The sequence below is a fragment of the Natrialba sp. INN-245 genome (assembly GCF_009807105.1).
GTDB classification, from domain to species: Archaea; Halobacteriota; Halobacteria; order Halobacteriales; family Natrialbaceae; genus Natrarchaeobius; species Natrarchaeobius swarupiae.
Map to the genome: position 1 here is coordinate 179,702 of NZ_WUBV01000036.1, position 22,471 is coordinate 202,172.

General features: G+C 62.8%; 22 protein-coding genes. 11 read left to right on the forward strand and 11 right to left on the reverse strand.

Going from position 1 to position 22,471, the window contains the following annotated elements; translation table 11 throughout:
• Positions 1-47: 47 nt before the first annotated feature.
• From GRS80_RS11370 to GRS80_RS11385, 4 genes are all read right to left on the reverse strand, one after another.
• Entirely contained in the window at positions 48-728 is a 681-nt protein-coding gene (locus GRS80_RS11370) for a hypothetical protein (protein WP_160047644.1), read from the reverse strand.
• A gap of 76 nt (positions 729-804) precedes the next feature.
• Entirely contained in the window at positions 805-2,442 is a 1,638-nt protein-coding gene (locus tag GRS80_RS11375; RefSeq protein ID WP_160047645.1) for an FAD-dependent oxidoreductase, read from the reverse strand.
• A gap of 54 nt (positions 2,443-2,496) precedes the next feature.
• Positions 2,497-3,375, reverse strand: coding sequence for a TIGR01548 family HAD-type hydrolase (locus GRS80_RS11380; RefSeq protein WP_160047646.1), 879 nt, complete (start codon positions 3,373-3,375; stop codon positions 2,497-2,499).
• A 54-nt stretch (positions 3,376-3,429) separates the two neighbouring features.
• Positions 3,430-3,846: a UPF0146 family protein gene (locus tag GRS80_RS11385; protein ID WP_274381029.1), complete on the reverse strand. Its 417-nt coding sequence runs from the start codon at positions 3,844-3,846 to the stop codon at positions 3,430-3,432.
• A 39-nt stretch (positions 3,847-3,885) separates the two neighbouring features.
• Between GRS80_RS11385 and GRS80_RS11390 the strand changes: the two genes are divergently transcribed.
• From GRS80_RS11390 to GRS80_RS11400, 3 genes are all read left to right on the forward strand, one after another.
• Positions 3,886-4,407: an archaemetzincin family Zn-dependent metalloprotease gene (locus GRS80_RS11390; RefSeq protein WP_160047647.1), complete on the forward strand. Its 522-nt coding sequence runs from the start codon at positions 3,886-3,888 to the stop codon at positions 4,405-4,407.
• Between the two features lie 108 nt (positions 4,408-4,515).
• Entirely contained in the window at positions 4,516-5,295 is a 780-nt protein-coding gene (locus GRS80_RS11395) for an alpha/beta hydrolase (protein WP_160047648.1), read from the forward strand.
• 270 nt (positions 5,296-5,565) lie between these two features.
• Entirely contained in the window at positions 5,566-6,390 is an 825-nt protein-coding gene (locus GRS80_RS11400; protein WP_160047649.1) for a hypothetical protein, read from the forward strand.
• Positions 6,391-6,549: 159 nt separating this feature from the next.
• Here the strand turns inward: GRS80_RS11400 and GRS80_RS11405 are convergent, their stop codons facing one another.
• The 4 genes from GRS80_RS11405 to GRS80_RS11420 all read right to left on the reverse strand — a co-directional run bounded on the left by GRS80_RS11405 (position 6,550) and on the right by GRS80_RS11420 (position 10,692).
• A complete protein-coding gene (locus GRS80_RS11405; protein ID WP_160047650.1) occupies positions 6,550-8,364 on the reverse strand; it encodes a ribosome biogenesis/translation initiation ATPase RLI in 1,815 nt (604 codons plus the stop codon).
• Between the two features lie 2 nt (positions 8,365-8,366).
• Positions 8,367-8,690, reverse strand: a complete 324-nt coding sequence (locus tag GRS80_RS11410) for a hypothetical protein (RefSeq protein ID WP_149081495.1) — start codon at positions 8,688-8,690, stop codon at positions 8,367-8,369.
• 156 nt (positions 8,691-8,846) lie between these two features.
• Positions 8,847-10,115 carry a hypothetical protein gene (locus tag GRS80_RS11415; RefSeq protein ID WP_160047651.1) on the reverse strand — a complete coding sequence of 423 codons (1,269 nt, stop codon included), beginning with the start codon at positions 10,113-10,115 and terminating at the stop codon, positions 8,847-8,849.
• Positions 10,116-10,167: 52 nt separating this feature from the next.
• Positions 10,168-10,692 carry a hypothetical protein gene (locus tag GRS80_RS11420; RefSeq protein ID WP_160047652.1) on the reverse strand — a complete coding sequence of 175 codons (525 nt, stop codon included), beginning with the start codon at positions 10,690-10,692 and terminating at the stop codon, positions 10,168-10,170.
• A gap of 353 nt (positions 10,693-11,045) precedes the next feature.
• Between GRS80_RS11420 and GRS80_RS11425 the strand changes: the two genes are divergently transcribed.
• The 8 genes from GRS80_RS11425 (at position 11,046) to GRS80_RS11460 (ending at position 18,021) form a co-directional block, all read left to right on the forward strand.
• Positions 11,046-11,588, forward strand: coding sequence for a hypothetical protein (locus tag GRS80_RS11425; RefSeq protein WP_160047653.1), 543 nt, complete (start codon positions 11,046-11,048; stop codon positions 11,586-11,588).
• Between the two features lie 137 nt (positions 11,589-11,725).
• Positions 11,726-12,541 carry a hypothetical protein gene (locus GRS80_RS11430; RefSeq protein WP_160047654.1) on the forward strand — a complete coding sequence of 272 codons (816 nt, stop codon included), beginning with the start codon at positions 11,726-11,728 and terminating at the stop codon, positions 12,539-12,541.
• A gap of 254 nt (positions 12,542-12,795) precedes the next feature.
• On the forward strand, positions 12,796-13,371 hold the full coding sequence (locus GRS80_RS11435; RefSeq protein WP_160047655.1) for a hypothetical protein: 576 nt from the start codon (positions 12,796-12,798) through the stop codon (positions 13,369-13,371).
• A gap of 75 nt (positions 13,372-13,446) precedes the next feature.
• Positions 13,447-14,382: a CARDB domain-containing protein gene (locus tag GRS80_RS11440; RefSeq protein WP_160047656.1), complete on the forward strand. Its 936-nt coding sequence runs from the start codon at positions 13,447-13,449 to the stop codon at positions 14,380-14,382.
• Between the two features lie 138 nt (positions 14,383-14,520).
• Complete coding sequence (locus tag GRS80_RS11445) at positions 14,521-15,690, forward strand: signal peptidase I (RefSeq protein WP_160047657.1); 1,170 nt, start codon at positions 14,521-14,523, stop codon at positions 15,688-15,690.
• A 134-nt stretch (positions 15,691-15,824) separates the two neighbouring features.
• On the forward strand, positions 15,825-17,003 hold the full coding sequence (locus GRS80_RS11450; protein WP_343161543.1) for a DUF5305 domain-containing protein: 1,179 nt from the start codon (positions 15,825-15,827) through the stop codon (positions 17,001-17,003).
• Between the two features lie 209 nt (positions 17,004-17,212).
• The gene (locus tag GRS80_RS11455) at positions 17,213-17,506 is read left to right on the forward strand and encodes a helix-turn-helix domain-containing protein (RefSeq protein WP_149081501.1); all 294 of its coding nucleotides are present in this window, start codon (positions 17,213-17,215) and stop codon (positions 17,504-17,506) included.
• 98 nt (positions 17,507-17,604) lie between these two features.
• Positions 17,605-18,021: a hypothetical protein gene (locus tag GRS80_RS11460; protein WP_160047658.1), complete on the forward strand. Its 417-nt coding sequence runs from the start codon at positions 17,605-17,607 to the stop codon at positions 18,019-18,021.
• Positions 18,022-18,194: 173 nt separating this feature from the next.
• On the opposite strand, the gene GRS80_RS11465 is transcribed toward GRS80_RS11460, so the two are convergent.
• The 3 genes from GRS80_RS11465 to GRS80_RS11475 all read right to left on the reverse strand — a co-directional run bounded on the left by GRS80_RS11465 (position 18,195) and on the right by GRS80_RS11475 (position 22,078).
• On the reverse strand, positions 18,195-19,091 hold the full coding sequence (locus tag GRS80_RS11465) for an NAD+ synthase (RefSeq protein ID WP_160047659.1): 897 nt from the start codon (positions 19,089-19,091) through the stop codon (positions 18,195-18,197).
• Positions 19,092-19,316: 225 nt separating this feature from the next.
• Entirely contained in the window at positions 19,317-21,194 is a 1,878-nt protein-coding gene (locus GRS80_RS11470) for a PINc/VapC family ATPase (RefSeq protein ID WP_160047660.1), read from the reverse strand.
• A 104-nt stretch (positions 21,195-21,298) separates the two neighbouring features.
• Positions 21,299-22,078, reverse strand: a complete 780-nt coding sequence (locus GRS80_RS11475) for a hypothetical protein (RefSeq protein WP_160047661.1) — start codon at positions 22,076-22,078, stop codon at positions 21,299-21,301.
• Positions 22,079-22,471: the final 393 nt, after the last annotated feature.

Sequence of the window (22,471 nt, forward strand, 5' to 3'; positions counted from 1 at the left end):
TAGACCGGGAGGTGCCACCACGCTCGATCGGTCGCTCGAGTCGGACGCTATCGGTGTGGAACGGACGGAACCGAACCGCGAGGCACTGATCCGAATCCGACGAAGAGGACGACACCTTGCCCAGCGATGGCGAATAGGGCGAGGGTCGTATCCGCAAGTACCCACGTGTCGGTGAGCCACTCGAGCGGGCCGACCGCCGTCAGTACCGTCTCTGCGGTGAACACGACGAGAGCCATACCGACGACGACGAGAAACGTCCACACGAACGACGAGAACTCCAGATCGAGTCGATCGAGGCCGCCGTAGAACGCCAGCCAGCCGCCGAGTAACACGCAGGCGACGAGATAGAGGTTGACGAAGACGCCGGGAATCTCGAGGAGGAGTGACAGCGCGTATCCCACGGGGAGAAAGGTACACGGCAGATAACAGACGGACAGCCAGGCGAAGTTTCCGCCGCCGTGTGGATCTGCACGAATCAGCCGATAGCCGTCGCGCTCGAGCCAGATCGTCCCGAGCGAAGCAACTGCGAGAATACCGAGCCAGACGAGTTCCTCCGGAACGCCGGCTGTTTCCGGCGAGAGAGCGGGTCCCTGTACGGCCGCGAAGACGACGTTGGCGGCAAGCCAGACCAGCCCGACGAACGTTCCGACCGCGGCGGCGATTTCGGTGAGCATCGATCCCGCGGTCGTACGGAGAGTTCTGATCGTCCTCGTCACGGCCGTTGTCACCGTATTACTATCGTCATTCATTCATGTAAACAAATAGGTGTCGGTGGGGTACGGTCGGGACACCAGCATTGTCCGGTTACTCCATTGGCGGCTCTCTCGAGGGAAGATCCTCCGTCGCCGGTCCCTCGAGCACCGCTCCGTCGGGATTGAACCGCGAGCCGTGACACGGACAGTCCCAGCTACACTCCGCGTCGTTCCACTCGAGCAAACAGTACATGTGAGTGCAGACGGCCGACGTCGCGTGGAGATCGCCGTCGGCGTCACGGGCGCAGGCGATCGGCTTCCCACCGCGGCGAACGATCGTTCCCTCGCCCGACTCGAGTACGGATCGGTCGGATGCGAGCAGCGTCTGGAGCCAATCGGTCGCGAACTCGCTTGCGGCGTCTGCGTTCTCGGTGAGCGTCGTGCCCAGAGAGGCCGTGGGGGTGAAACGCAGCGGATCGAACAGGTCGCGTTCCGGCGGTGAGTCACCCGTAAGGAGGTCCGCCAGCAGACGTCCGGCGGCGACGCCGTTGGTCATCCCCCAGCCACGAAAGCCGGTCGCGACGAACACGTTCTCGGTCGCCGGGGCGGCGCGGCCGACCAGCGGGACCCGATCTGCTGACTCGTAGTCCTGGGTCGACCACCGGTATGCGACCGACTCGACGGGAAATCGCTCGCGCGCCCACCGGAGAAGCCGACGGTAGCGTTCGATCGTCGAGCCGCCCTGTCCAGTCTTGTGATTTTCGCCGCCGACCAGCAGGAGTTCGCCGTCGTCGTCTCGATGCGTTCGGACGGAGCGGTAGTTCTCACCCGCCCGATAGTACATCCCCTCCGGCGGCCGTCCGTCGAGGCGTAGTCCCAGTACGTACGAACGCTGGGGATGCATCCGAGCGAAGTATCCCGCTCGATCGAGAATCGGGAAGCCAGTCGCGAGGACGACGCGTCGCGCCGAGAGGCGCGTCGACCGTGCCGACTCGCTCTCCCGTGTTGACCCACGTTCGCGTTCTGACTCGTACTCGAGGCGGACGCTGGGCGGCGACCCCGGCGTTACGTCGGTTACGCGAGTCCCTTCGAGAACCACCGCGCCATCGTCGGCCTCGAGTTCGTCGGCGACCGCGAGGAGGTACTTCCGGGGGTGAAACCACGCCTGGTCGTCGAAGCGGACGCCGGCCTGGGCGCGCTCGAACGGCGGAACCGACGTCACGTACGTCGCGGAGAGGCCCGCCGCGCGAGCGGCCTCGGCCTCGCGTTCCATCTCGTCCGGTTCGTTGCTGTAGAGGTAGGCGGGGTGACGTTCGAACCCACAGTCGATCTCGAGGTCGTCGATCCGCTGTTCGACGGTATCGATGGCTGCCTCCTGAATCCTCGCGTACCGACTGGCCTGGCGGCGTCCGAACTCCCGGCGGAGGTGATCGTAGATCAACCCGTGCTGACTGGTCAGCTTCGCCGTCGATTTGCCGGTGACGCCCGTCGCGATTCGATCGCGTTCGAGAACGACCACCGTCTGCCCGCGCTCGCGGAGTTCGATTGCCGTCGAGAGGCCGGCGACCCCCCCGCCAACGACGGCGACGTCGATCGGACGGTCGCTCTCGAGGAGTGCCGCGTCCCGGGAATCGTCCCCTCTGCGTTTGTCGGGTTCGCGTTCGCTCGGTTCGCCTGACTCGAGCGTGTCTGCTAGCCACGGCGAGGTCGGTTCACCGGGGAGGTCGTCGCGGCGGGTGAACTCTGACATCGGAACGGGAACGTACTACGGGGGCGACATGCAAAAAACGGCCGGGCGGTGTCGTCAGTTCCTCACGAGACGGTCGGGCAACTCGTTGATCGATGCGAGGACGGCCGTCGCTCCCTCGTCGTCGAACTTGCGTCGCCCTGCATCGCCGGTGAGCCCGCCGGTCAGGACGCCGACGCCGTGGTACGTCCGGTCGGGGTCCACCTCGGCCGCGTTGGTCGCCGTCCGAACGTCGTCCAAGGTGTCGCCGACGAAGACGACGGTTTCGGCGTCGAAGCGCTCCGCCAGGGTCGTCAGCGCCCGCGGATGGGGTTTGCCCTCCTCCCAGTCGTCCATCGTGAACCGGTGTTCGGCGGGGACGGCGTCGTCGAGCCCGACCCGATCGAGCGCGATCTCGGCTTCGGCTTCCGGCCGGCCGGTCAGAACGCCGACGTCGTACCCCTCGAGCAGTCGATCGCGGGCGTCGGCCTCGAGGATCACCGGCTCGTCGTGGATGAACCCGCGCGTCTCGAGATCGGGTTCGCCGCCCTCGAGCCCGCGGTAGAGCTCCGCGCCGAGGTAGAGTTGCTGGAAGACGTCCCGTAGTCGATCGGGGTTCCAGCGGTCCTCGACGCGGCGGGTCGCCCGCGCACCAATCGCGTCCCGGACGACGGTTTCGGCCGCCTCGAGCCCGCCGCCCTCGACGGCGATTCCGTCGGTGAACGCCTCGATCGAGTCACGATACCCCTCGCCCGTCGCGAGCACGTACAGGGCCGCGGCGTACGTGAGTTCCCAATCGTTGTTGAACCCGCCCGCGTCCTTGAACTGCTGGATGTCTTCGCGGCGGATCGTCCGGTCGTGGACGCACTCGATCGACTCGAGGATCGCCCGCCGGTAGGAGTCGGCGACGTCGACGAGCACTCCGTCGATATCGAGGACGACGGCATCTGCGTTCATACTCGAGTAGAGGGAGCGGGGAGAATAAAGGCGGCCGGATTGCCGTCGATCACGTCAACCGGTGAAATATCGACCCTCGACTCGGGAGACGTACAGCGTCCCCTCACGGACCGTCTTCCGTTCGACCGGTATCGCAGGCTGGTCGCCCCCGAGCGTCGTGAACAGAAGCGCCGCGTTGGCGTCGCGGGCGACCTCGAGCGCCGGTCGATGCAACTCGGGCGGTAGGTTCCGCGCGTAGATCGCCTCGGCGTCCGCGTAGACCGACGGGTCGGGATCGACGATATCGTCGCGAACGAACCGGACGCCCTCGGGAACCTCACGACGGTAGACGTCCGTCGCGGTCACGGAAACGCCGTCGTTTACGAGCGCGGCCGCCAGATCGGTTCGCCGACCGATCCCCACCTCGACGAGGCGGTCGTACTCGCGAAGGGACTCGATCATCGATTCGAACCGGCGGCGAGAGTCGCACACGGCGGGACGTTTATAGCGTCCGCACGCATAGCTGTTGCCATGCTCGTCGACATCGTGCCGGTCGGCAACGTCTCCGCGGAGGTCAAGCGGGCGGCGTCCTCGGCACTGCGATCAGTGTACGACTGCGACGTCACGGTCAACGAGTCGCAGCCGGTCCCCAACGGCGCGTACAACTCCAGTCGAAATCAGTACTCAGCCGAGACGTTCATTCAACTCGCCGAACGCGTCGGAAGCGGGGAGAAAAACATCGCGATAACGCCCCACGATCTCTTCTATCGGCGTCGAAACTACGTTTTCGGACTCGCCTATCTCGACGGCAGCGGCAGCGTCGTCTCGACCTACCGGCTCCAGACCTCGAGCGACGGCGGCTTCTCGAACAAGAGCGCGAGCGAGATCTTCGAAAACCGGGTGCGCAAAGAGATCGTCCACGAGATCGGTCACACGTTCGGGCTCGAACACTGCGACAACAACCGCTGCGTGATGAACTTCTCGCCGACTGTTCGCGGAGTCGACATCAAAGAGGAGAACCTCTGTGGGAGCTGTCAGCGGTTGATTAGATGAGTCCAGACTCGAGTGTATCAGTCCGCTCGTCGATCCACCGCGGATACGCTCCGGTCGTCGAAGAAGGAACTGCTTTAATTTCGTGATTGTTCCTATCTATATATACCGATGCAAACAATCACGTCAGCTGACGGGACCGAAATCGCCTACGAACGACACGGAAACGGACCGCCGCTGATTCTCCTCCACGGAGGGTCGGGGACCCGACGGAGTTGGGAAACGCTTTGTCCTGCCCTCGCCGACGATTTCACCCTCGTCGTCCCCGATCGGCGGGGTCGCGGGGACAGCAGCGACGGTGAGACCTACGGACTCGAGCGGGAGGTGGCTGACCTCGAGGCGCTCGTCGAGGCCGTCGACGGCGATCCGACGGTGTTCGGCCACTCCTTCGGTGGGTTAGTCGCGCTGGCGGGCGCGTCCGACCTCACACTCGACCGGCTGGTACTCTACGAGCCCGCGGTACTCGTCGGCGAGCACCGGGATGACGACCTCGCCACACGGATGCAAGACCGGCTCGACGCCGGCGAGCGACTCGAAGCCATGCGGCTGTTCGTCGAGGAGGCCGGCGACGTTTCGGACGTCGAGCGGTTACCCTGGTGGCCCGAGGAGGCAAACGTCGATCTCGTCGAGACCGTCATCCGGGAGAGCCGCGCCGTCGAGGCATACGACCTTCCGGCCGACCCCGACGTCGACGTCCCGACACTACTCCTAACGGGCGAACGCGGACCTGACCACCTCCGGGACGGCGCGTTCGAGCTACACGAGCGGCTACCGGAGAGTCGACTCGTGGAACTCGAGGGTGTCGGTCACGTCGCGATCGAATCGGAGCCGGGCCGGGTCGCGGTGGCAGTGCGGACGTTCGTGCCGAACGCGACGACTCGCACGTCGTAACGGTTCACGATCGAGCACACGTCGGAGGCGATAGTGATAGCGTCCGCACTCTTGAGGTCGATCTCGGGATCGGTCGTGCGAAGGGAACAGTGACGAATCGTTCGCCGCTGTTCGCGCTGTTCCCGTCCGTCTGGGGCCGGCAACGGATCGGTCGCTCGTCGTGACCGTCACGCTGTCGGAAGAACAACACCTTACTGTGAGCGACGCCTACCGGCGGCTAACCGGAGGGGTCGGTCGAGAACGTCGACGGACCGACCCGAACGGCGAATCATGACTGATACCGACGACGAGATCGAAATCGAGATCGAACGCGACGAGTACGTCGAGCGCGCCGCATCCGACGGACACGGTGGAGAGAGCGAGCCGTCCCACGAGTACGCCAGCAACGACGAGTACCGCGGAAACGGCGAACGCGCCGGGAGCGACGACCGTGACGGATACGCCCACGCCGACGGCTTCGACTCGCCCACCCGGGAACTCGAGGAGGAACTGGGACGGATCGACCTCGAGACGACGCCCGACGGATACGTCGAGGGCAGAGTCAGCGCTCTCGAGTCGGTCGACGAGACGCGGGTTCGCCTCGAGGTAACCCTCCCCCACGGAGAGCGCGTCGAGTTCCTCCTCGAGAAGCCGATCCCGTGGTCGACGGAGTTCCTACTCGCCCGAATCGTCGAGGACGTCGGCTACGACGCGACCTCGATCAGCCACGTCGTCGGCGAGCGGATTCCCCTGAAGCGGATCGACCTCGAGGATGACGTCGCCGACGGCCACGACTGGAAGACGACGACCGTCCACGCCGTCGGCGAGGTGTTGCTATCGTCGCTCGGTGGCCGGTTTCACCTGGCGGAACGTCGAAGCCCCGAGTGGCGACTGGTCGATCCACTCGAGCGGCGAACGCTCGAGGACGACGATGGGGGACGCGAGATCACGCGCGGGTTCGGTATGCTGTTGGTCCTCTCGAGTCCGCTGATCGCGGCGGCCGGCGTCGCGACGACGGGCGGCATCGCGCTTTCGGTCCCGATCGTCGCCGCGGTGTTCCTGTCACTCGTGCTCGCGCTGATCGGCTTTTCGTTCGTCGCGGGAAGCAGGCGCTAACAGTTGGTTGTGCGGTCGTTCTCGAGGTCACGTCGGCGACCAGTACGGACTCGTTCGGTGGCCACGACGATTGCTCGAGACCGACGAAATTCCGTGGTGGGGATCGAGAATGGAGCGTTCAGGACGCGTATGCGTCGGAGGAGTAGAGTTTGGGGTATTTCACGGCGCGTAGTAGTACTCGCCCTCGCTTTTTTGCTGTTTATCGAGTTGCGAGTCGGGTTTGTTGATCCGCGGTCGGGAGGTACGTTCGTCCCGGCGGAACGTCACCTCGAGGTTCGCGAGGAACTCGTTCATACCGTCGCGCATCGACTGTGGTGTGCCAGCCCGGCCGTGGACGGCGGGTTCGCCGTCGAAGACCATCAGTCGGTCGGCGAGCAGGTCGATCATGTAGATGTCGTGGTCGATGACCATGACGGTCGCGTCCTGCTGTTCGGCGTAGCGCCGAATCGCGCTGGTCGCCTGAACGCGCTGTTCGACGTCGAGGTGGGCCGAGGGCTCGTCGAGCAGGTACAGATCCGCCGAATCGGAGAGACACGCAGCGATGGCGACGCGCTGGCGCTCACCACCGGAGAGATCCGAGAGGTTCTGCTCCATGATCCGCTCTAACTGCAGAGGCTGGGCGATCTCGGTGTTCCAGTACGAGGAGCCGAACTGGTCCGTGATCGAGGAGAGGAAGGCGTCGACCCGCATGTGCTGGTCGATCGTCACGTACTGCGGTTTGTACGAGATGTCCAGATTGAGATCCGCATCTCCCTCGTCGGGCTCGAGATTGCCGGTCAGCAGTTTGGCGAAGGTGGACTTCCCGATCCCGTTCGGCCCGACGATCCCCAGCACCTCGTTCTCACGGATCTGACCGCCCTCGATCTCGAGGCTGAACTCACCGTCGCCGTAGCTCTTTTCGAGGTCGGGGTAGTCGACGAGCACGTCGCCGTGCGTGTCTGTTCGGGGGGCGTGTTCTTCGAACTCGATTGGATCGGGGCGGATCCGCATGTTCTCGTTGTCGAGGTAGCCTGCCAGATACTCGTTGATCCCGTTCCGTACGGACTTCGGCGACGTGACGACACCGTAGGCGCCCGGTTCACCGTAGGCGACGTGGAGGGTATCGGCGAGCAGGTCCAGGATTGCGAGGTCGTGTTCGACGACGAGCATCGATCGGTCCTCCTCCTCGGCGAGTTCGCGGATGAGCCGCGCCGCGGTGACGCGCTGGCCGATGTCGAGATACGGCGTCACTTCGTCTAAGAAGTAGAAGTCGGTGTCTCGAGCCAGCGTGGCGGCGATGGCCACGCGCTGGAGTTCGCCGCCGGAGAGGTCGTCGATCGACTGCTCCATGACGGGGCCGATCGAGAGCCGTTCGACGAGGTGGTCCAAGGCGTCCCGTTCGTCCGTTTGCTCGAGCAGTTCTCGCGTGTTGCCGTCGAAGCTGTTGGGGATCTGGTCGACGTACTGGGGCTTGCGGGCGACGGTTACCTCGCCGTCGCGAACGTCCGCGATGTAGTCCTGGAGTTCCGTGCCGCGGTAGGCCTCGAGTACGTCGTCCCAGTCGACGTCCTCGTCGTGGCGGCCGAGGTTTGGCTCGAGTTCGCCGGCGAGGATGTGGACGGCGGTCGTTTTCCCGATGCCGTTCGGTCCGAGGATACCCGTCACCTGTCCTTCCTGTGGGGCGGGCAGGCCGTACAGCGAGAAAGCGTTCTCGCCGTAGCGGTGGGCTGGGTCGTCCTGGAGTTCCTTGGGCAGGTTGATGATCTCGATGGCGTCGAAGGGGCACTTCTCGACGCAGATCCCACAGGTTTCGCCGAGACAGATCTCCTCGGAGATGTGGATCTGTTCGGGTTGACCCTCGTCGGCGTCCTCGCCCCGGAGGGTGATACACTCCTTGCCGGTCCGGTTGGGTGGACAGTAGTTCTTACACTCGTAGCTACACCGGTCGGGCTGGCACCGGTCCAGATCCACGACGGCGATACTGTCGTCAGCCATCGTTAGACGGCGGCCTCCGCGGTGAGTAAGATCCCCCACACCACGAACCAGAACGAGAACGTCATGAACGTGATGAACAGGTAGTGTTTGATCCCGAACTCGTCGTCGCCGTAGATGCTCGTAAAGTCGAAGAGCACGAACTGGACGAGGATCGCGCCGACGACGAGCATCAACGCCCGCGTGTCGGTCGCCGCCTCCGCCGGCGCAAGATCGCCGGTGAGGGCAGCAGAGCCGAGTGCTGCCCCGACGCCGAGCAGCGCCGACAGCGCGGTCACGCTGATCGAGCGGATGTGCTCGCGCCGATCGCTGATCGATTCGGTCGACATAGAGGAGACTCTGTGGTCGGTGGTGAAAAGGGGTTCGGGTTCGAGAAGCACGACCTCGTTCTGTCTGCACCGACTCCCGATCCGACTGGTTATTTTTCACTCGGTAACGTGGTCCGGATTGGCTACATGTGCGCACGCCGAAAACATCGGCGAAGGTTATCCCTCAGTTATCTCTCCGTTGATCGTCACATTCTCACCGATCACGACATCGCCACCACTGGTGACGTCGCCGTGGACGATGGCGTCATCTTGGATGTACACGTCACCGTCCGCATCGATGTTGTCGTTGACGAGAGATCCCTCGCCGATCGTGACGGATCCACCGGAAACGATGTTGTCGCTTACTTCCGTTCCATCACCGATCACCACGTCGTCACCAGATATAATTCCGTCACTGATAGGCACGCCACTTCCGATCGTGACGATGCCGTCGGCCTCGAGAGTGCCGTGAACGATCGATCCGTCCTCAGCAGTTACGTCACCACCGGCGTCGATCCCGTTGTTGACGGTCGCATCGGATTCGACCACGACGTTGCCGTCCGTCTCGATTGGCTCGTTGTGGGTCGATCCGCTTTCGACGACGACGTCGTCGTTACCATCACCGTCGTCGCCGTCGTCGCCATCGATTACGAACTGTGTCGTGCCCGTGTCACCAGTCTCGATTCGAGTGAATTCGACATCGTATGGTCCGCCTAAGCTGTCAGTCGAGTAACTACCGACGCTGATGACGATCTCGTCGTCGTGATCGTCCTGAGGAGCAATCTCGTAGGTGATCGTATCTTCATTGTCGTCGGTCCATACGTTGCCACTTCCACTCTCTATTTGAACGTCGCCATTCCGGAACGTTCCGTCGTAGTTGACTCCGTCGCCTCGCGGATCGCTCAGATCGATCTCGATCTGTTCCCACGGGTCACGCGTTTCCGAAAGCGTGAAGCGGAACTCTTGTCGTTCCTCGCTTGCTGAAACGGAGCCGGAGACATCGCTCGCGTAGATCCAATCGAAGCCCTCGCCTGGTCCACCCGGACCGGGGCAGTCTCGCTCGACCGTGATCGTCTCCGAGACGCCCTCGACGGTTATCCGATCGCCGGTCGCAGAGTGGATCGTCACCGCGACGTCCGTCTGTCCCCCGCCAGTTCCTGGCTCGCACGTGACTGCGTAGGTCGTACTCTCCCCGGCCGAGACGCTCCCGTCGAACGGTGACGCTTCTTCGAGTCCCTCTCCCTGGATCGTGACCTCGAGGTCGAGATCGAGGTCGTCGTCGAAGTTGTTGGATATGCGAACCACTTCTTCGGGTTCGTTCTGGTCGTCGACGACGGTCTGTATTCCTTCGACGGAGAGGTATGCGTCGCTCGTCTCTGCCGCCGAGAGGTCGACACCGCGATCGGCGGACAGCGCGTCGAACGCGAATATCGGGCCTGTGCTCACGACGATACCGACGACAATTACCAAGAGAGCAAATTTGGCGATCGTGTTCATGTTACGGTGGTCGCTCCATTTCGCCGAGTCGCATCCGTCGGCTTTGGACGGCGTGAACGATCGCCGAGGCGACGAACAGCCCGACGACGGCGGTCGCCCAGCCGAGTTCGGGGATCGTCTCCGTCGGGACGACCTCGAGCCACAGTCCCGCCATCACGGCCGAAGCCAGGACGGCGAGCCCGAGGTAGTACGTCCCCCACGGAATCGAGTCGCCGGGGACGACGTCGAGGTAGACGTCGAGTTCGTCGGCCTTCTCGGTGAGTTCGATCGTTCGATCGTCGAACTCGACCATCTCGGCTTCGGCGAGCGTCGGCAGGTGCGTCTGCTGGAGCGACGTGTACACCCGCTTTCGCTCCGCGGAGGTCAACTCTTCGACCTCCTTGTCGAGTTCCCAGGCGGCGACGTGTTCCGCGAGGTCGCCGAGTTCGACGGCCTCGCCCTCGCGCTTGCAGTAGTGGATGGCGTACCGCCGTCGGTGATTACTCAACAGGTCGAAGATTTGCCCCCGATTCGAGCGTTCCCCCATACGAACTGAGATACGTGTTTCATTCCGAATGTAACCGTCGCCGACAGATAAGCTCATCGGCCAGCCGGCATATTATTATATGTCTGTCAGAAGTCGGGTGGGAAGAACGACCCCCCGACGCGACTCGAGTCGGAACTGCAGAACAGCCGGTTTCGGGGGCGCATCGCAGGTGTTCTCGCTCCGTGAATCGACCCAACCACCGGTTCAAACCCACCTTGAACGATCGTATCGCCGATCTTGCGCCCGTTCTGGCTGCTCAATACAAAGTGGGTGGCGTTCCTCCACTCGAGTAAGAACCGCGCCGGGTAACGTCGAACTACGGTTGCCAGCGCGGTCGTACGAGGACACTACCAATGAGAATGAACAGACGCAACGTGTTGATCGGACTCGGAACCATCGTCGCCGGCGGCGGCGCAGCGCTCGGAACGGGCGCATTTAGCACCGTGACGGCCGAGCGAACGGTGAGTGTCGAAACTGCGGGTGACGCGAGCGCGTTTCTCGCACTGACTGCTGCACCCGGAGCAGAGGACTACGTCACCGAGAACGGGACCCTCGAGATCGACATCGGCGGAAATGATGGTGACGGCATCAATCAGAACGCGCTGACGACGTTCGACGAACTGGTCCAGATCGAAAATCAGGGGACGAACACGGTCGAGACGATCACGGTGACGATCCAGGGCGACAACGGCGAAGAGGAACTGCTCTCGCTGGTTGAGGATTTCGACGGAGACACGCCACTCGACGAAACGGAAATCACGACGTTCGGCCTCGAGATCGAGCTTCGCGAGGACCAGTTACCTGATCCCCTGCCAAACGCATACGACGATGGAGATCTCGACGCCAGCTTCGATCCAACGATCGAGATCGTCGCCGAGACCGAAAGCGGAAACTGAGCCGATATCGATTTGCTACTGTAAGTTTGCAGCAATGATCCGGTGAGGACCGACGATTTATACGGGTAAATCGATCGGTTCCATCTCTATACTTTCAATATCAGAATACTTATGAATGTACGAGACCAACATTGCTCATGAATAGACGGGTGTTCCTGGGTATCGGGGCGACCTTCGTCGGTGCGGGAGCCCTGCTCCAGACTGGTGCGTTTCACTCGGTCACCGCTTCCCGCGGCGTCGCCGTCAGCGCTGCCACCGACCCGAACGCCTTACTCGGAATCGATCGCAGCGAGTACCCGCCGACGTTCACCAACAACACCGAGAATCTGTCGATGGCCGTCACCCTCGAGAGCGACGCACTCGAGTTCGACGTCGACGGAAACGGGAACTTCGAGGAGCCCGCGTCGTTCGATCTCGCGCATGGCGAATCGAGGGAGGTAGAACTCGACGGCGAGGACGGTCCCGCCACGATCTCCGTCGATCTCTCGAGTGACGGTACCGCCGTGGGGAGTATCGAACTCGAGCGCTCGTTCGACGTCCCGCAGGTCGCGGCCATCAGGGAAGTCGTCGGGAGTGTCGACCGAGCAGGGAACAGCGGGAAATACGAGTTCAGCCTGATCAACGAAGGTGGCGATCCGGTGACGCTCGACGGGTTCGGGGTCGACTGGACCGATCCCAACGCGGCGCAAGTGGGAGGCGGACCCGGCAACTCCGACAGTATACTGGAAGCCGAGGGGACACAGGTCGTCGATCAGATCATCTCGGTCGGCGGCGGCATCGTCGACGTCATCTCCGGTGAATCCGTGACCTTGCCCCCCGATACCGACGTCGAATTCGAATTCAATCGATTCCGCGACGAAAACGGCGATAATTTCGGCGTCGACGACGCCGATCTGGTCGTAAGAGCAGAAGACGGCTCGAGCGCTGTCGTAGAGCTACGGGTAAGCGGCTAACTCCCTTCGCGGCTGTCGTTGTGTTTGAGCCGTGTGGGATGGTACCATCTCGAATCGTGAGACAGTCGATTTCCCCGGTTCAAGACCGGCTTGAAGGGTATCTCGTTGTCCCTTCAATGGGTACGACCGATCCTGAGGATCTTCTCGGTACTCAATACAAAGTGGGTTTCCCTCCGAACGGTGAGTAAGAGCCGCGTTCCGGACTCGTCGTTTCGACGACTGACTCCGGCGCGGTTGTACGGAGACCATAAATCATGCAAATGAATCGACGCAATGTGATCGTTGGACTGGGGACAATCGTAGCGGGCGGCGGAGCGGCACTCGGATCGGGTGCGTTCAGCCAGACGGCGGCGAGTCGAGACCTCGAGGTTAACGTCGTGACGGACTCCGACATCGCAGCGGAGTTCGTAGATATCGTCCTGCGTGGCGTCGACGATATCGATAGTGTAGCCGTTGACGGTGAAGACGCGACGAGTCAGTTTCCGGACAGCGGTGACGACTATGGCAACTCGGATTTCGAACCTAGTGATTCCGACGTGAGCCTCATGCAAAACGACGTAACGATCGTCTTCGGCCCCGAAGGAAACGCATTGCCACCGAACTCGACCATCGAGTACGACGACCTCATCACGGTTGTAAACGACGAGGGGGACGTTGAACAGAATTTCCAAGTTACCTTCGAGGTAACTGGTGGCACCGACCTCACGTTCTCCCCTTCCGAATCCACGGTTGAGGTAAACGAGACACAAGACATCGATGTCGACGTCAACACAAGTGACCAGGATACGAGCTCTGGAACCCTGACCATCACAATCGAGGAACAGAACTAACGCTACCGGCGAACTCGCCACGCGAGAGCGCGTTCGGAGAGTCGGTCCGAACCGGATATCAACACACACGGTCGGATGCTACCCACCAAAGTCCTGCTCACCGCCGCAGCCGTCTGTGTTCTCCTCGTCCTTGCAGTCCCGACAGTGGCGATTACAGTCGGTGAGGACGCGCCGACCGACGACGTCGTCCTGGAGCTGGTCGACGACCGATACGCGACGATCGAGGATGGCGAACTCAAACTCGACCTCAGCGTGTACGATCACGCGACGACGACCATCTTCGAAGTGTTTTCCATCTCGGTGGGTCCGGACGCTGAGGAAATCGAACAGGTCTGGATCGACCACGACGTCGACGGCGTCTCTTTCTACAGCGACGGCACCGAGATCACGCCGAATTCGAGACTCGAGCCATCACCCGGGGAAACAGCCACGGTGGGTCTTACGATCGACACGAACGTCGCCCACGAGGGAACAGAGACGTTCACGATCGTCGTCGGCTACGAGGACGATACCGCCGGCGAGGACGAAGACGACGAGGCGGGTGCGCCCGGCGGTGGCGGCGGGGTCGGTGTCCCGGTCGGCGACGATCCCGGTGAAACGGACGCCGATCAGCCGGTCGCAGAAATCGAACAGACCGACCTCGAGGCGTCGCCGACGACGCTCGAGCCGGGGGAGACGGTGACCGTGAACGCGACCTACGAGAACGTCGGCAACGAATCGGGCGAGCACACGGCCGAGTTCGTGGCCGACGGGACACTCGTCGCGACGGAATCGCTCGAGCTCGCTCCGGGTGAGGCCGAAACGGTCACCTTCGAGTGGACGCCCGACGAGCCGGGAACCTACGAACTCGCGGTCGACGACGTTCCGGCCGGATCGATCGAGGTTCAGGAGCCGTCGCCGCTTTCGATCGAGAACCGAGAACTTCCGACGTCCGTGACGGCGGCGCTCGTCCCACCGATCGCGATCGGACTCTCGCTCGCGATGGTTCGAATGAGACGCCGATGGCAGTGACCGACCCCGTCGGGGGACGACGGTCCGTGAGCGAATCGAACCGATCGAGAGCGTTCCTTCTCCAGGCTTTATGTGGCTGTACTTTCATCGACTACCCACGATACGGCATACGACCATGACGGCGTTCCAGGGGTGGCGATGATGGCTCGAACGGTCCTCGAGCGCGGGGTAACGGTCGTGATCGCACTGGTCGTCGTTGCCCTCCTCGTCGGGCAGTTGCTGGGACAGCCGATCCTGCTCGGCTACGTCGCGACCGGAAGTATGGAGCCGACGATGTCCCCCGGCGACGGGTTCGTCGCGATCCCGAGCGCACTCTCCGGCGACGTCGACGAAGGGGATGTCGTCGTCTACGACGCGAGGGAACTCCACGACGGCGGGCTGACGACCCACCGCGTCGTCGAGGTGACCGACGACGGCTACGTAACCGCCGGCGACGCGAACCCGTTTACCGACCAGGACGGCCCTGAACCGCTGGTTTCGGACGGACAGATCGTCGCGACGGCCTGGCAGCCGGGCGGCGAGGTCGTCACGATTCCCCACCTCGGGACGGTCGTCATGGGCATCCAGGCGATCGCGACGACGACCATCGACGCCGTCTCCGGCGTGTTCGGCCTGACGACGGCCGCCGACTCCGACGGCGTCGGCGCGTTGCTGGTCGGCGTCGGCGTCGCGTTGCTCGGCTTTGGCTTCCTGCTTGAGGGGTTCGGCCCCAGCCGCCGGGAGACGTCCAGACGCCGCAAGCGCGAGAACGTGATCGGGTTCTGGGTCGCCGTCGGCCTCGTGTTGCTCGTTCTCACGACGTTTGCGACCGCGGCGATGGTGATCCCGACCGGAACGACCGAGTACGGAATCGTAAGCACCGAGTCGCCGACCGACGATCCGCAGGTGATCGCACCCGGCGAGACGAGCGATCTCACGCGGACGTCCGACAACGCGGGGTACGTCCCGGTCGTCACCGTCTACGAAGCCGAGAGCGCCGGCGTCGACATCGACCCCGGCTGGCAGACGGTCGGCGTCCGCTCGAGCGCGGAGACGACGGTCTCACTCACCGCGCCGGAGTCGAGCGGCGAGTACACCCGACACGTGGGTGAGTATCGATACCTCGCCGTTCTCCCGCCGTCGATACTCGTGTTCCTCCACGGCGTCCATCCGCTTCTCGCGATCGCGGCCGTCAACGGCGTCGTGGTCGGAGCCGCCGTCGTCGTGATGATCGCGCTGTTCGGCACCGGCGATTTCCGTCTGCGAAACGCTGGCGCTGACGTCCCGTTGAGGGCCAGACTCGAACGAAAGCTCCGCAAGTGGCGGTGAGAGAGATTCCGAACCAGTATCGTTATACTGTTCGATTCCTTGCACCAACACATACATCGTTTCGCCGACCTGTCGATTTCGAGATCCGACCTGCGACCTGACTCGGGGAGTCGGCGATCCTGGGGGTGGTAGCTGTGATCGATAATCCGCGTTTCGACCTGTTGCTCGCCAAACACGGGCGGTCGGTAGCGATCGCACTCGTCGTGATTGGGATCGTCGCGTTCGTCGCCACGGGGTGGGTCGTCGCCAACCCGGAGACCCAGACTGTCTCTCAGGTCGCCGAGGAGGAGGCCGTAACCGACGTCCAAACGAGTTCCTCCGTCGTCGACGGCGGCAGCCTCTGGGAGGAGGGTGACGAACTCGCTGACAACCCCGTGTACGTGATGAACGCCTCGCCGGAACTGAGGATCACTCCCGAGACGAGACTGGCGAACCGAACTGCCAACACACCGATCGACGACGCTGAAGTCACGCACCGACTGTTCTTCGAGTTCGAGGCGAGTCGCAACGACGAGGCGTTCTGGAACGAAACTCGCGAGGAGCTCCACGCCTCGCCCGACGTCGAGGATGGGATCGCGAGGTCGCAGACGACGATCGACGTCGAGTCCTATCTCGAGCGTCAACAGGCTCTCGAAGAGGAGATCGGAACCGTCGGATCGATCACGCTTCGAGTGATCCTCGTGGCGGAGTACGATACCGACACCCTGGCTGGCACGCATACGGACTCGACGACGCTCGTGCTCACCGACGAGGCCTACTGGCTCGAGGAGTCGATTTCGGACGACGACTCGGCGACGCACACGATCGGGACCCAGGAGGTTTCGGAGCCGCGGAGCCCAGCACTCATCGCCGCGCTCTCGCTGCTCGGAACGCTCTCACTCGTCGGCTGTGTCCTCGTGGTTCGGCGCACGCCGGTCGACGTCGAGGCCGCCAGACGCGCGGTCCACGAACGCCGATACGCCGAGTGGATCTCGCGTGGTTCGATCCCGATGTGGGTCGGCGATCACCACATCGGACTCGACAGCCTCGAGGACGTCGTCGACGTGGCGATCGACACGAACCAGCGCGTCGTCCACGACCGACAGCGGGGACTGTTCGCGGTCGTCAACGGATCGGTCGTTTACTACTACAGCGAACGAGGGGTGTGGGAACAGACGACCTGGCCGGCAATGAATCTGGCCGCTGATAAATCGGCGGTCGTTCCGGATCAGGTCCCACCCGTGAGCGAGCTCTCGGAGTTCGACGGCAGCGACGAGTTCGGTGGCGGTGACGAGCCTAATTTCGACGACGAAGACGTCTGGGAACAGCTGTAGGTGCCTCTTCGGTGGCGGTCGTTCGATCGCGCTTTCGCATTCGAGAGCCAAACAATCTCCCAGGTTTTGACTGACTGGTCAACCAATCGAATACCCACTCGAGAATCCCTCTGGTGGATACTTACTACGAGATACGTATCGAATAAACACCATTCCGGAGATTAGTGAGGCTCAACTTTTATACTGCTGGGGGCTTTTCGATTCGTAATATGGGAGAGACCGACGGGGAGGAAATCGAAGACTTGCCACCGAGCGCGAAACTCGTCTTCAAGGTTCTCGAGTACGACGGCCCGCTAACCCAGAAACAGATCGTCGAGGAGTCGATGCTTTCGGCTCGGACGGTCCGATACGCCCTCGAGCGCCTCGAAGAGATCGGGATTGTCGACGAGGATATCTACTTTGCCGACGCCAGACAGAGTCTCTATCGGCTCCAGGAACCGGTCGCAGCGGACGGAAGCGGCGTCGAGGAGTGTGCGAAAAAGGACGCCTGCTGTGCGGAGTAACTGACCGACCGATTCGATACTGGAGGGCGGCCAGTTCGTCGAGTCGAGAGACAACCGGGAACGGCAGGATTATTTCGCCACAGTGACCGTCTCCACCTATGGAGAAAGATCGGTTACCGCGTTGGGGGTGGATGTTGGTCGCACTGTTTTCGGTGACGATCCTCGCAAACATGCTCAACGTTGTCGTGCTCGGTCCCGCCGGGTTGGCCGAGGAGTACCACGTGGTCACCGTCATCGCGGCGATGGCACTCGTGTTGATATACGTCGGCGTCTGGTACGACGAGGAGCGACAGGAGTACTGGGAGTTTCGAACCGAGCGGATCGTCGGCGACGTGATTTTCGTCGTCGTCGGCGCGATCGTCGGATCGGGGCTCGCGATCGTCTCGATCGGCGAGTTCGGCTTCTCGCGTCTCCTTCAAGACGTCCTCGCGATGGTCTCGGGCTTTGTCGTCGCCTGGGGGCTGTTCTGGTGGCGCAATCCCGAACTGTACCGAAGCGAGGACGACGGACGCTGATAGGGAGTGTCTCGAGTTCAGCGATTTCCCGCCCGTGGATCGACACACGGTATCGGCAGACACGCAGCGACACGGTCGGTTCGCGACGATACTCCCGATGAGTATGTTTCGAGCCGAATCCGACCACGGCCGACTCCTCGACGCAGTCTCGATCGAACCGACCGTTACTCGCCTCAACGCCGACGTATGGGGTCGACTCGAGTCACGGCGTCCGGCGTCGGGACGCCGACTCGCTTGTGGGCTGATTCGACGAATCGGCTCGCGATCGCGTCGGCCGTCTCGCGCTCGAACCCGAGGACACGTGCGGCGTCGGTGACCTCGAGACCGTCGTCTGCAATGCGGGAGAGAAACGGGTCGATGACGTCGTAAGGTGCCCCGAGTTCGTCGGCATCGGTCTGGCCGATCCAGAACCCGGCGGTCGGCTCCTTACTGACGATCCGTTTCGGAATACCGAGACGCTTCGCGAGCCCCCGTACCTCAGTCTTGTAGAGGTCACCGATCGGATAGCTGTCGGCCGCGCCGTCGCCGTGTTTCGTGACGTAGCCGAGCAACAGCTCCGACCGGTTCGCCGTGCCGAGGACGAGCATCGACCGACGGTTCGCCACGTAGTACGTACAGCACATCCGCATCCGGGCGATGACGTTTCCGATCGCGTGGTTTCGTTCGTTCGGTCGATCGGTTTCCCAGACCGACTCGAGTTGCGTCGCGAACGTCTCTTCGAACGCCTCGAGCAGCGGTCGCAACTGGACCTCGTGGAACTCGATGCCCAGGCCGTCGGCGATCGTCCGAGCGTCGTCGACGTGGCCGCGATCAGCCTTGTGACACGGCAATCCCAGCCCGATCACCCGGTCGCTCCCGAGCGCTTCGACCGCAAGCGCCGCAGTGACGGTCGAGTCGATCCCGCCGCTCATCGCGACGACGACGCCCGTCGCGTTCGCCGCTTCGACAGTCGACTGGATATCGGCGACGATCCGAGAACGAACGCGCTCGAGTCTCTTTCCGTCGGTCACGAATCGGCTGCGCCCATCTTCGACACCACGGTAGACGATCGTCTCGCTATCGACACTCATTTTGCCCAATCACTGTGTGTTTCACACACTATACGAACAAATATCTCGTATAAATCGGTTATCCTTAAACAACTAGTAGTCGAAGTGTGAGTCTCAGTCACGTTCTCGATTCTTCCGGATCGGTCACATGCGGACCGGTTTCCACTCGGGTTCGCGTCGCTTACCCTCGCACAACAATCTGCACCAAAAAACCGCTCGTTCGCTTCGCTCACTCCCGGGCGACGATCACGACGGAACGACCGTGATCGGTTCTTTGCGATCGATCGCCGCCTCGAGTTCGTCCGCGATCGCACTGCCACGCGAGACCTGGATCTCGCCGCCACGGCTCACTGTCGCCGTAAAGAGGTACTCGCCGCCGGCCTGAATCTCGACGGTCTCGCCGTGGTTGCCGTCGACGGGAACGACGATATGTCTCGAGGTGATCTCCGGGGTGACCATCTGACCAGCCTGTCCCCCGCTACTCGCACCGCCGTCGGCGGTCGTTCCGCCGCCCCCGCCACCGGAACCGTAGTGGGGGTTCTCGTCGTGGGTTCTGACGTCGATGTCGATTCCGAGTCTGTTCTCGATGTCGGTAATTCGGCCGCCGCCTTTGCCGATGACCGTCGAGATGTCGTCTTCCTCGACGTAGACGACGGCTTTGTCCTGGCTCTTGAGTTTGACGTCGACGTAGCCGCGTGCGACGGAGCGAATCTCGCGTTCGATCTCCTGTTTGGCGATACGATCGACGCCGCTCTCCGCTCCGGGACCGTTCTCCTCGTCGACGAGCGGAACGGTGACGACCTGGCGGTTGAACGTGTAGATCTCGTACTCCGGTTCGCCGGTCTGGAAGTCGGTAACGAGGATAACGGGTCGGGCGAGGTCTTCCTCGGTGAGCCCAGCCGGCACCTTCACCTCTGTCTTGACGTCGTACACCTTCACGATCTCCCCGGCGTCGACGTAGACGACCGTGTCGACGACCTGTGGAATCATCCCCAGTTCGACCCGGCCGATGAGTCGCTGGAGCGCGTCGATCGGACGGGTCGCGTGGACGACACCGATCATGCCGACGCCCGCCAGCCGCATGTCCGCGAAGACCTCGAAGTCGTCGGTCTTGCGAACCTCGTCGTAGATGGTGTAATCCGGCCGAACCATCAACAGCGCGTCCGCGGTCTTGGCCATGTCACCAGCCAGTTCGGTGTACTGGGTGATCTCGGGGCCGACCTGCAGGTCCCGTGGTTTCTCCATCGTCTTGACCGCGTACTCGTGACCGTTGAGGTAGCGTGCGACCGCCTGGGCCAGCGTCGACTTCCCCGCACCCGGCGATCCGGAGATCAGGACGCCACGCTGGCGCTCGAGCAATCGCTCCTTGAGTTCGTCGGCGTGGTCGTACTCCTCGAGGTCGGTCTGGGCGATCGGTCGGACGGCGGTGATCTCGATCCCGTCGGAAAAGGGCGGTCGGCCGATGGCGATCCGGTAATCTCGGAACTGGACGATCTTCATCCCCGGCTCCGAGAGTTCGATGAACCCGCCGGCGGCCTCCTTTGCGCCGTCGACGACCTCGCGGGCGTACTCGTCCATCGTCTCCTCGTCTATGGGCTCGTCGGCGAGTTCCTCGTAACGCATCTCGCCGAGTTCGCCGCGTTTGGCCATCGGTACCGCGTCAGTCTTGAGGTGGACGCTCATCGTCGTCTCGTCGAAGAACTCCTCGACGGCGAGCGTTCCGACGTCGCGACTCTCCGGGGAGACGTGGCGGACGTCGAGTCCTTTCGCCTCCGCGACTTCGGCTTGGACGATATCGCTCGTCAGAAACGTGGCCTCGAGATCCTCCGCGAGGTCGCGGATGAGCGCGTCAATCTCTCCCTCGGAGGCGTGTCCGCGTTCGATCGCGTCCGGCCGCTCACCGACGTACTCGAGGTCGACAACGCCGTCGTCGGCGAGGTCGGCGAGCCGTTTTAGCTCCTCGAGGCCGTCCCAGCCGGTCTCGATGCCGTCGTTTGCCTGCGCCTCGAGTTCCGCGACGACCGCTTCCGGTACCGAGATCGTCGCTCCCTCGAACTGCCCGTCTTCGATCGTCTCCGAGACGCGGCCATCGATGACCACGCTCGTATCCGGCACGACGTTCATTGTGTCGTCCGTTGGGTACGTACGCGTAAAAGGGTGCGGGAGACGACGTGCAGGCTCACGGACGGGTGTAGGTGATGATCGCTGCTCGACGAGAGTGCGTTCGTCTACCGGTTCTCGGCGTCCGTCGTCGCTTCGAACGACACTCGAGTCGCCCGTTCGCGATACCGTTCGTAGAGGTCCGTACACCACTCCCGAAACGCCGGATCGGTGCTCTCGATACACGCCACGAACGTCCTGTCGTCGTGTACGCCGACGAGTGCGGTCTCGTCGGTCAGCGTCAAGCCGACCTCAAGGGATTCCTCGAGGACGTACAGGGTGAAGATCGGCGCCGGGACGTCGTCGCTCGGTGGCGGCGCCGTCTCGAATGCCGACCTGGAGACGATGACCTCCGTCTCGATCCCGGCTTCGACGTGTTCGCGGTGGATCTCGACGAACAACTCGCTGAACACGGGCATGATCCCGCGGACCGACGCCGTCTCCGTCTCGGTCATCGCGTCCCGGTAGTGGATGATCGGCTCGTGCGGGTCGTTCGGTTCGGCGACCGAAATCGTGGCGTCGGCCAGAAACAACGGATCGAACGAATCGTCGACCGCCGCGAGCGTCCGGACCACTTCTTCGTGATCCTCGAGAACCGACAACCGGTCGAGAAACGTCGTTGCGGCCTTGCAAACGTGTGTGCCGACCGGCGTGAGCTCGTAGCGCCCCTCGCGCTTTCGAACCCAGCCGAGGGTAGAACAACAGTTTACGTGCCGCTGGACGGTTACGCGCGAGACCGACAACTCGTCCGTGAGTCCTTTCGTGTCGGCGGGCTCCGATCGGAGCGCTCGAAGCAGTTCGAGGCGGTGTGGCGAGGAGAACAGCTGTTTCCCCCTGTCGTAACCCATTACCCCCTTCTGGCGTTCACAGTCTATTAGTCCTTCTGGGCCCGCTGTATCGGCTACCCGTCCGAACGCCGGCTGATCGAGAGCTGTCGTGGCTCATTTCGCCGATTGGGAACGGTATGACAGTCCACAAACACTGTTCGTTCTCCGCCTCTTCGTTCACATGCTGAACGAACATTCACACGGTAAGGTAAGGTCAGTACGTGACGATTGGTTTCGTGCACCACGACAGTCGCTACCCAACGACTCGAGTGTGCGTGCCCAATCGATCGAGTTCGGACGGACGTCGATTGTCGTGTGCCTCTGACACAGACGAACCCGGTAGGGCGTTCGAAGCTGCCCGAACCGAACGCCTCATCCGCGTCTCGAACTCGCAAGAGACGGCTCTCGTTCTGG

Coding starts and splice junctions, on each gene's coding strand:
- GRS80_RS11430 (WP_160047654.1), top strand. CDS start 11,726: ATGAATAGACGGGTGTTCCTGGGTATCGGGGCGACCTTCGTCGGTGCG.
- GRS80_RS11425 (WP_160047653.1), top strand. CDS start 11,046: ATGAGAATGAACAGACGCAACGTGTTGATCGGACTCGGAACCATCGTC.
- GRS80_RS11400 (WP_160047649.1), top strand. CDS start 5,566: ATGACTGATACCGACGACGAGATCGAAATCGAGATCGAACGCGACGAG.
- GRS80_RS11465 (WP_160047659.1), bottom strand. CDS start 19,091: ATGAGTGTCGATAGCGAGACGATCGTCTACCGTGGTGTCGAAGATGGG.
- GRS80_RS11455 (WP_149081501.1), top strand. CDS start 17,213: ATGGGAGAGACCGACGGGGAGGAAATCGAAGACTTGCCACCGAGCGCG.
- GRS80_RS11470 (WP_160047660.1), bottom strand. CDS start 21,194: ATGAACGTCGTGCCGGATACGAGCGTGGTCATCGATGGCCGCGTCTCG.
- GRS80_RS11405 (WP_160047650.1), bottom strand. CDS start 8,364: ATGGCTGACGACAGTATCGCCGTCGTGGATCTGGACCGGTGCCAGCCC.
- GRS80_RS11390 (WP_160047647.1), top strand. CDS start 3,886: ATGCTCGTCGACATCGTGCCGGTCGGCAACGTCTCCGCGGAGGTCAAG.
- GRS80_RS11445 (WP_160047657.1), top strand. CDS start 14,521: ATGATGGCTCGAACGGTCCTCGAGCGCGGGGTAACGGTCGTGATCGCA.
- GRS80_RS11410 (WP_149081495.1), bottom strand. CDS start 8,690: ATGTCGACCGAATCGATCAGCGATCGGCGCGAGCACATCCGCTCGATC.
- GRS80_RS11440 (WP_160047656.1), top strand. CDS start 13,447: ATGCTACCCACCAAAGTCCTGCTCACCGCCGCAGCCGTCTGTGTTCTC.
- GRS80_RS11380 (WP_160047646.1), bottom strand. CDS start 3,375: ATGAACGCAGATGCCGTCGTCCTCGATATCGACGGAGTGCTCGTCGAC.
- GRS80_RS11435 (WP_160047655.1), top strand. CDS start 12,796: ATGCAAATGAATCGACGCAATGTGATCGTTGGACTGGGGACAATCGTA.
- GRS80_RS11375 (WP_160047645.1), bottom strand. CDS start 2,442: ATGTCAGAGTTCACCCGCCGCGACGACCTCCCCGGTGAACCGACCTCG.
- GRS80_RS11420 (WP_160047652.1), bottom strand. CDS start 10,692: ATGGGGGAACGCTCGAATCGGGGGCAAATCTTCGACCTGTTGAGTAAT.
- GRS80_RS11460 (WP_160047658.1), top strand. CDS start 17,605: ATGGAGAAAGATCGGTTACCGCGTTGGGGGTGGATGTTGGTCGCACTG.
- GRS80_RS11395 (WP_160047648.1), top strand. CDS start 4,516: ATGCAAACAATCACGTCAGCTGACGGGACCGAAATCGCCTACGAACGA.
- GRS80_RS11475 (WP_160047661.1), bottom strand. CDS start 22,078: ATGGGTTACGACAGGGGGAAACAGCTGTTCTCCTCGCCACACCGCCTC.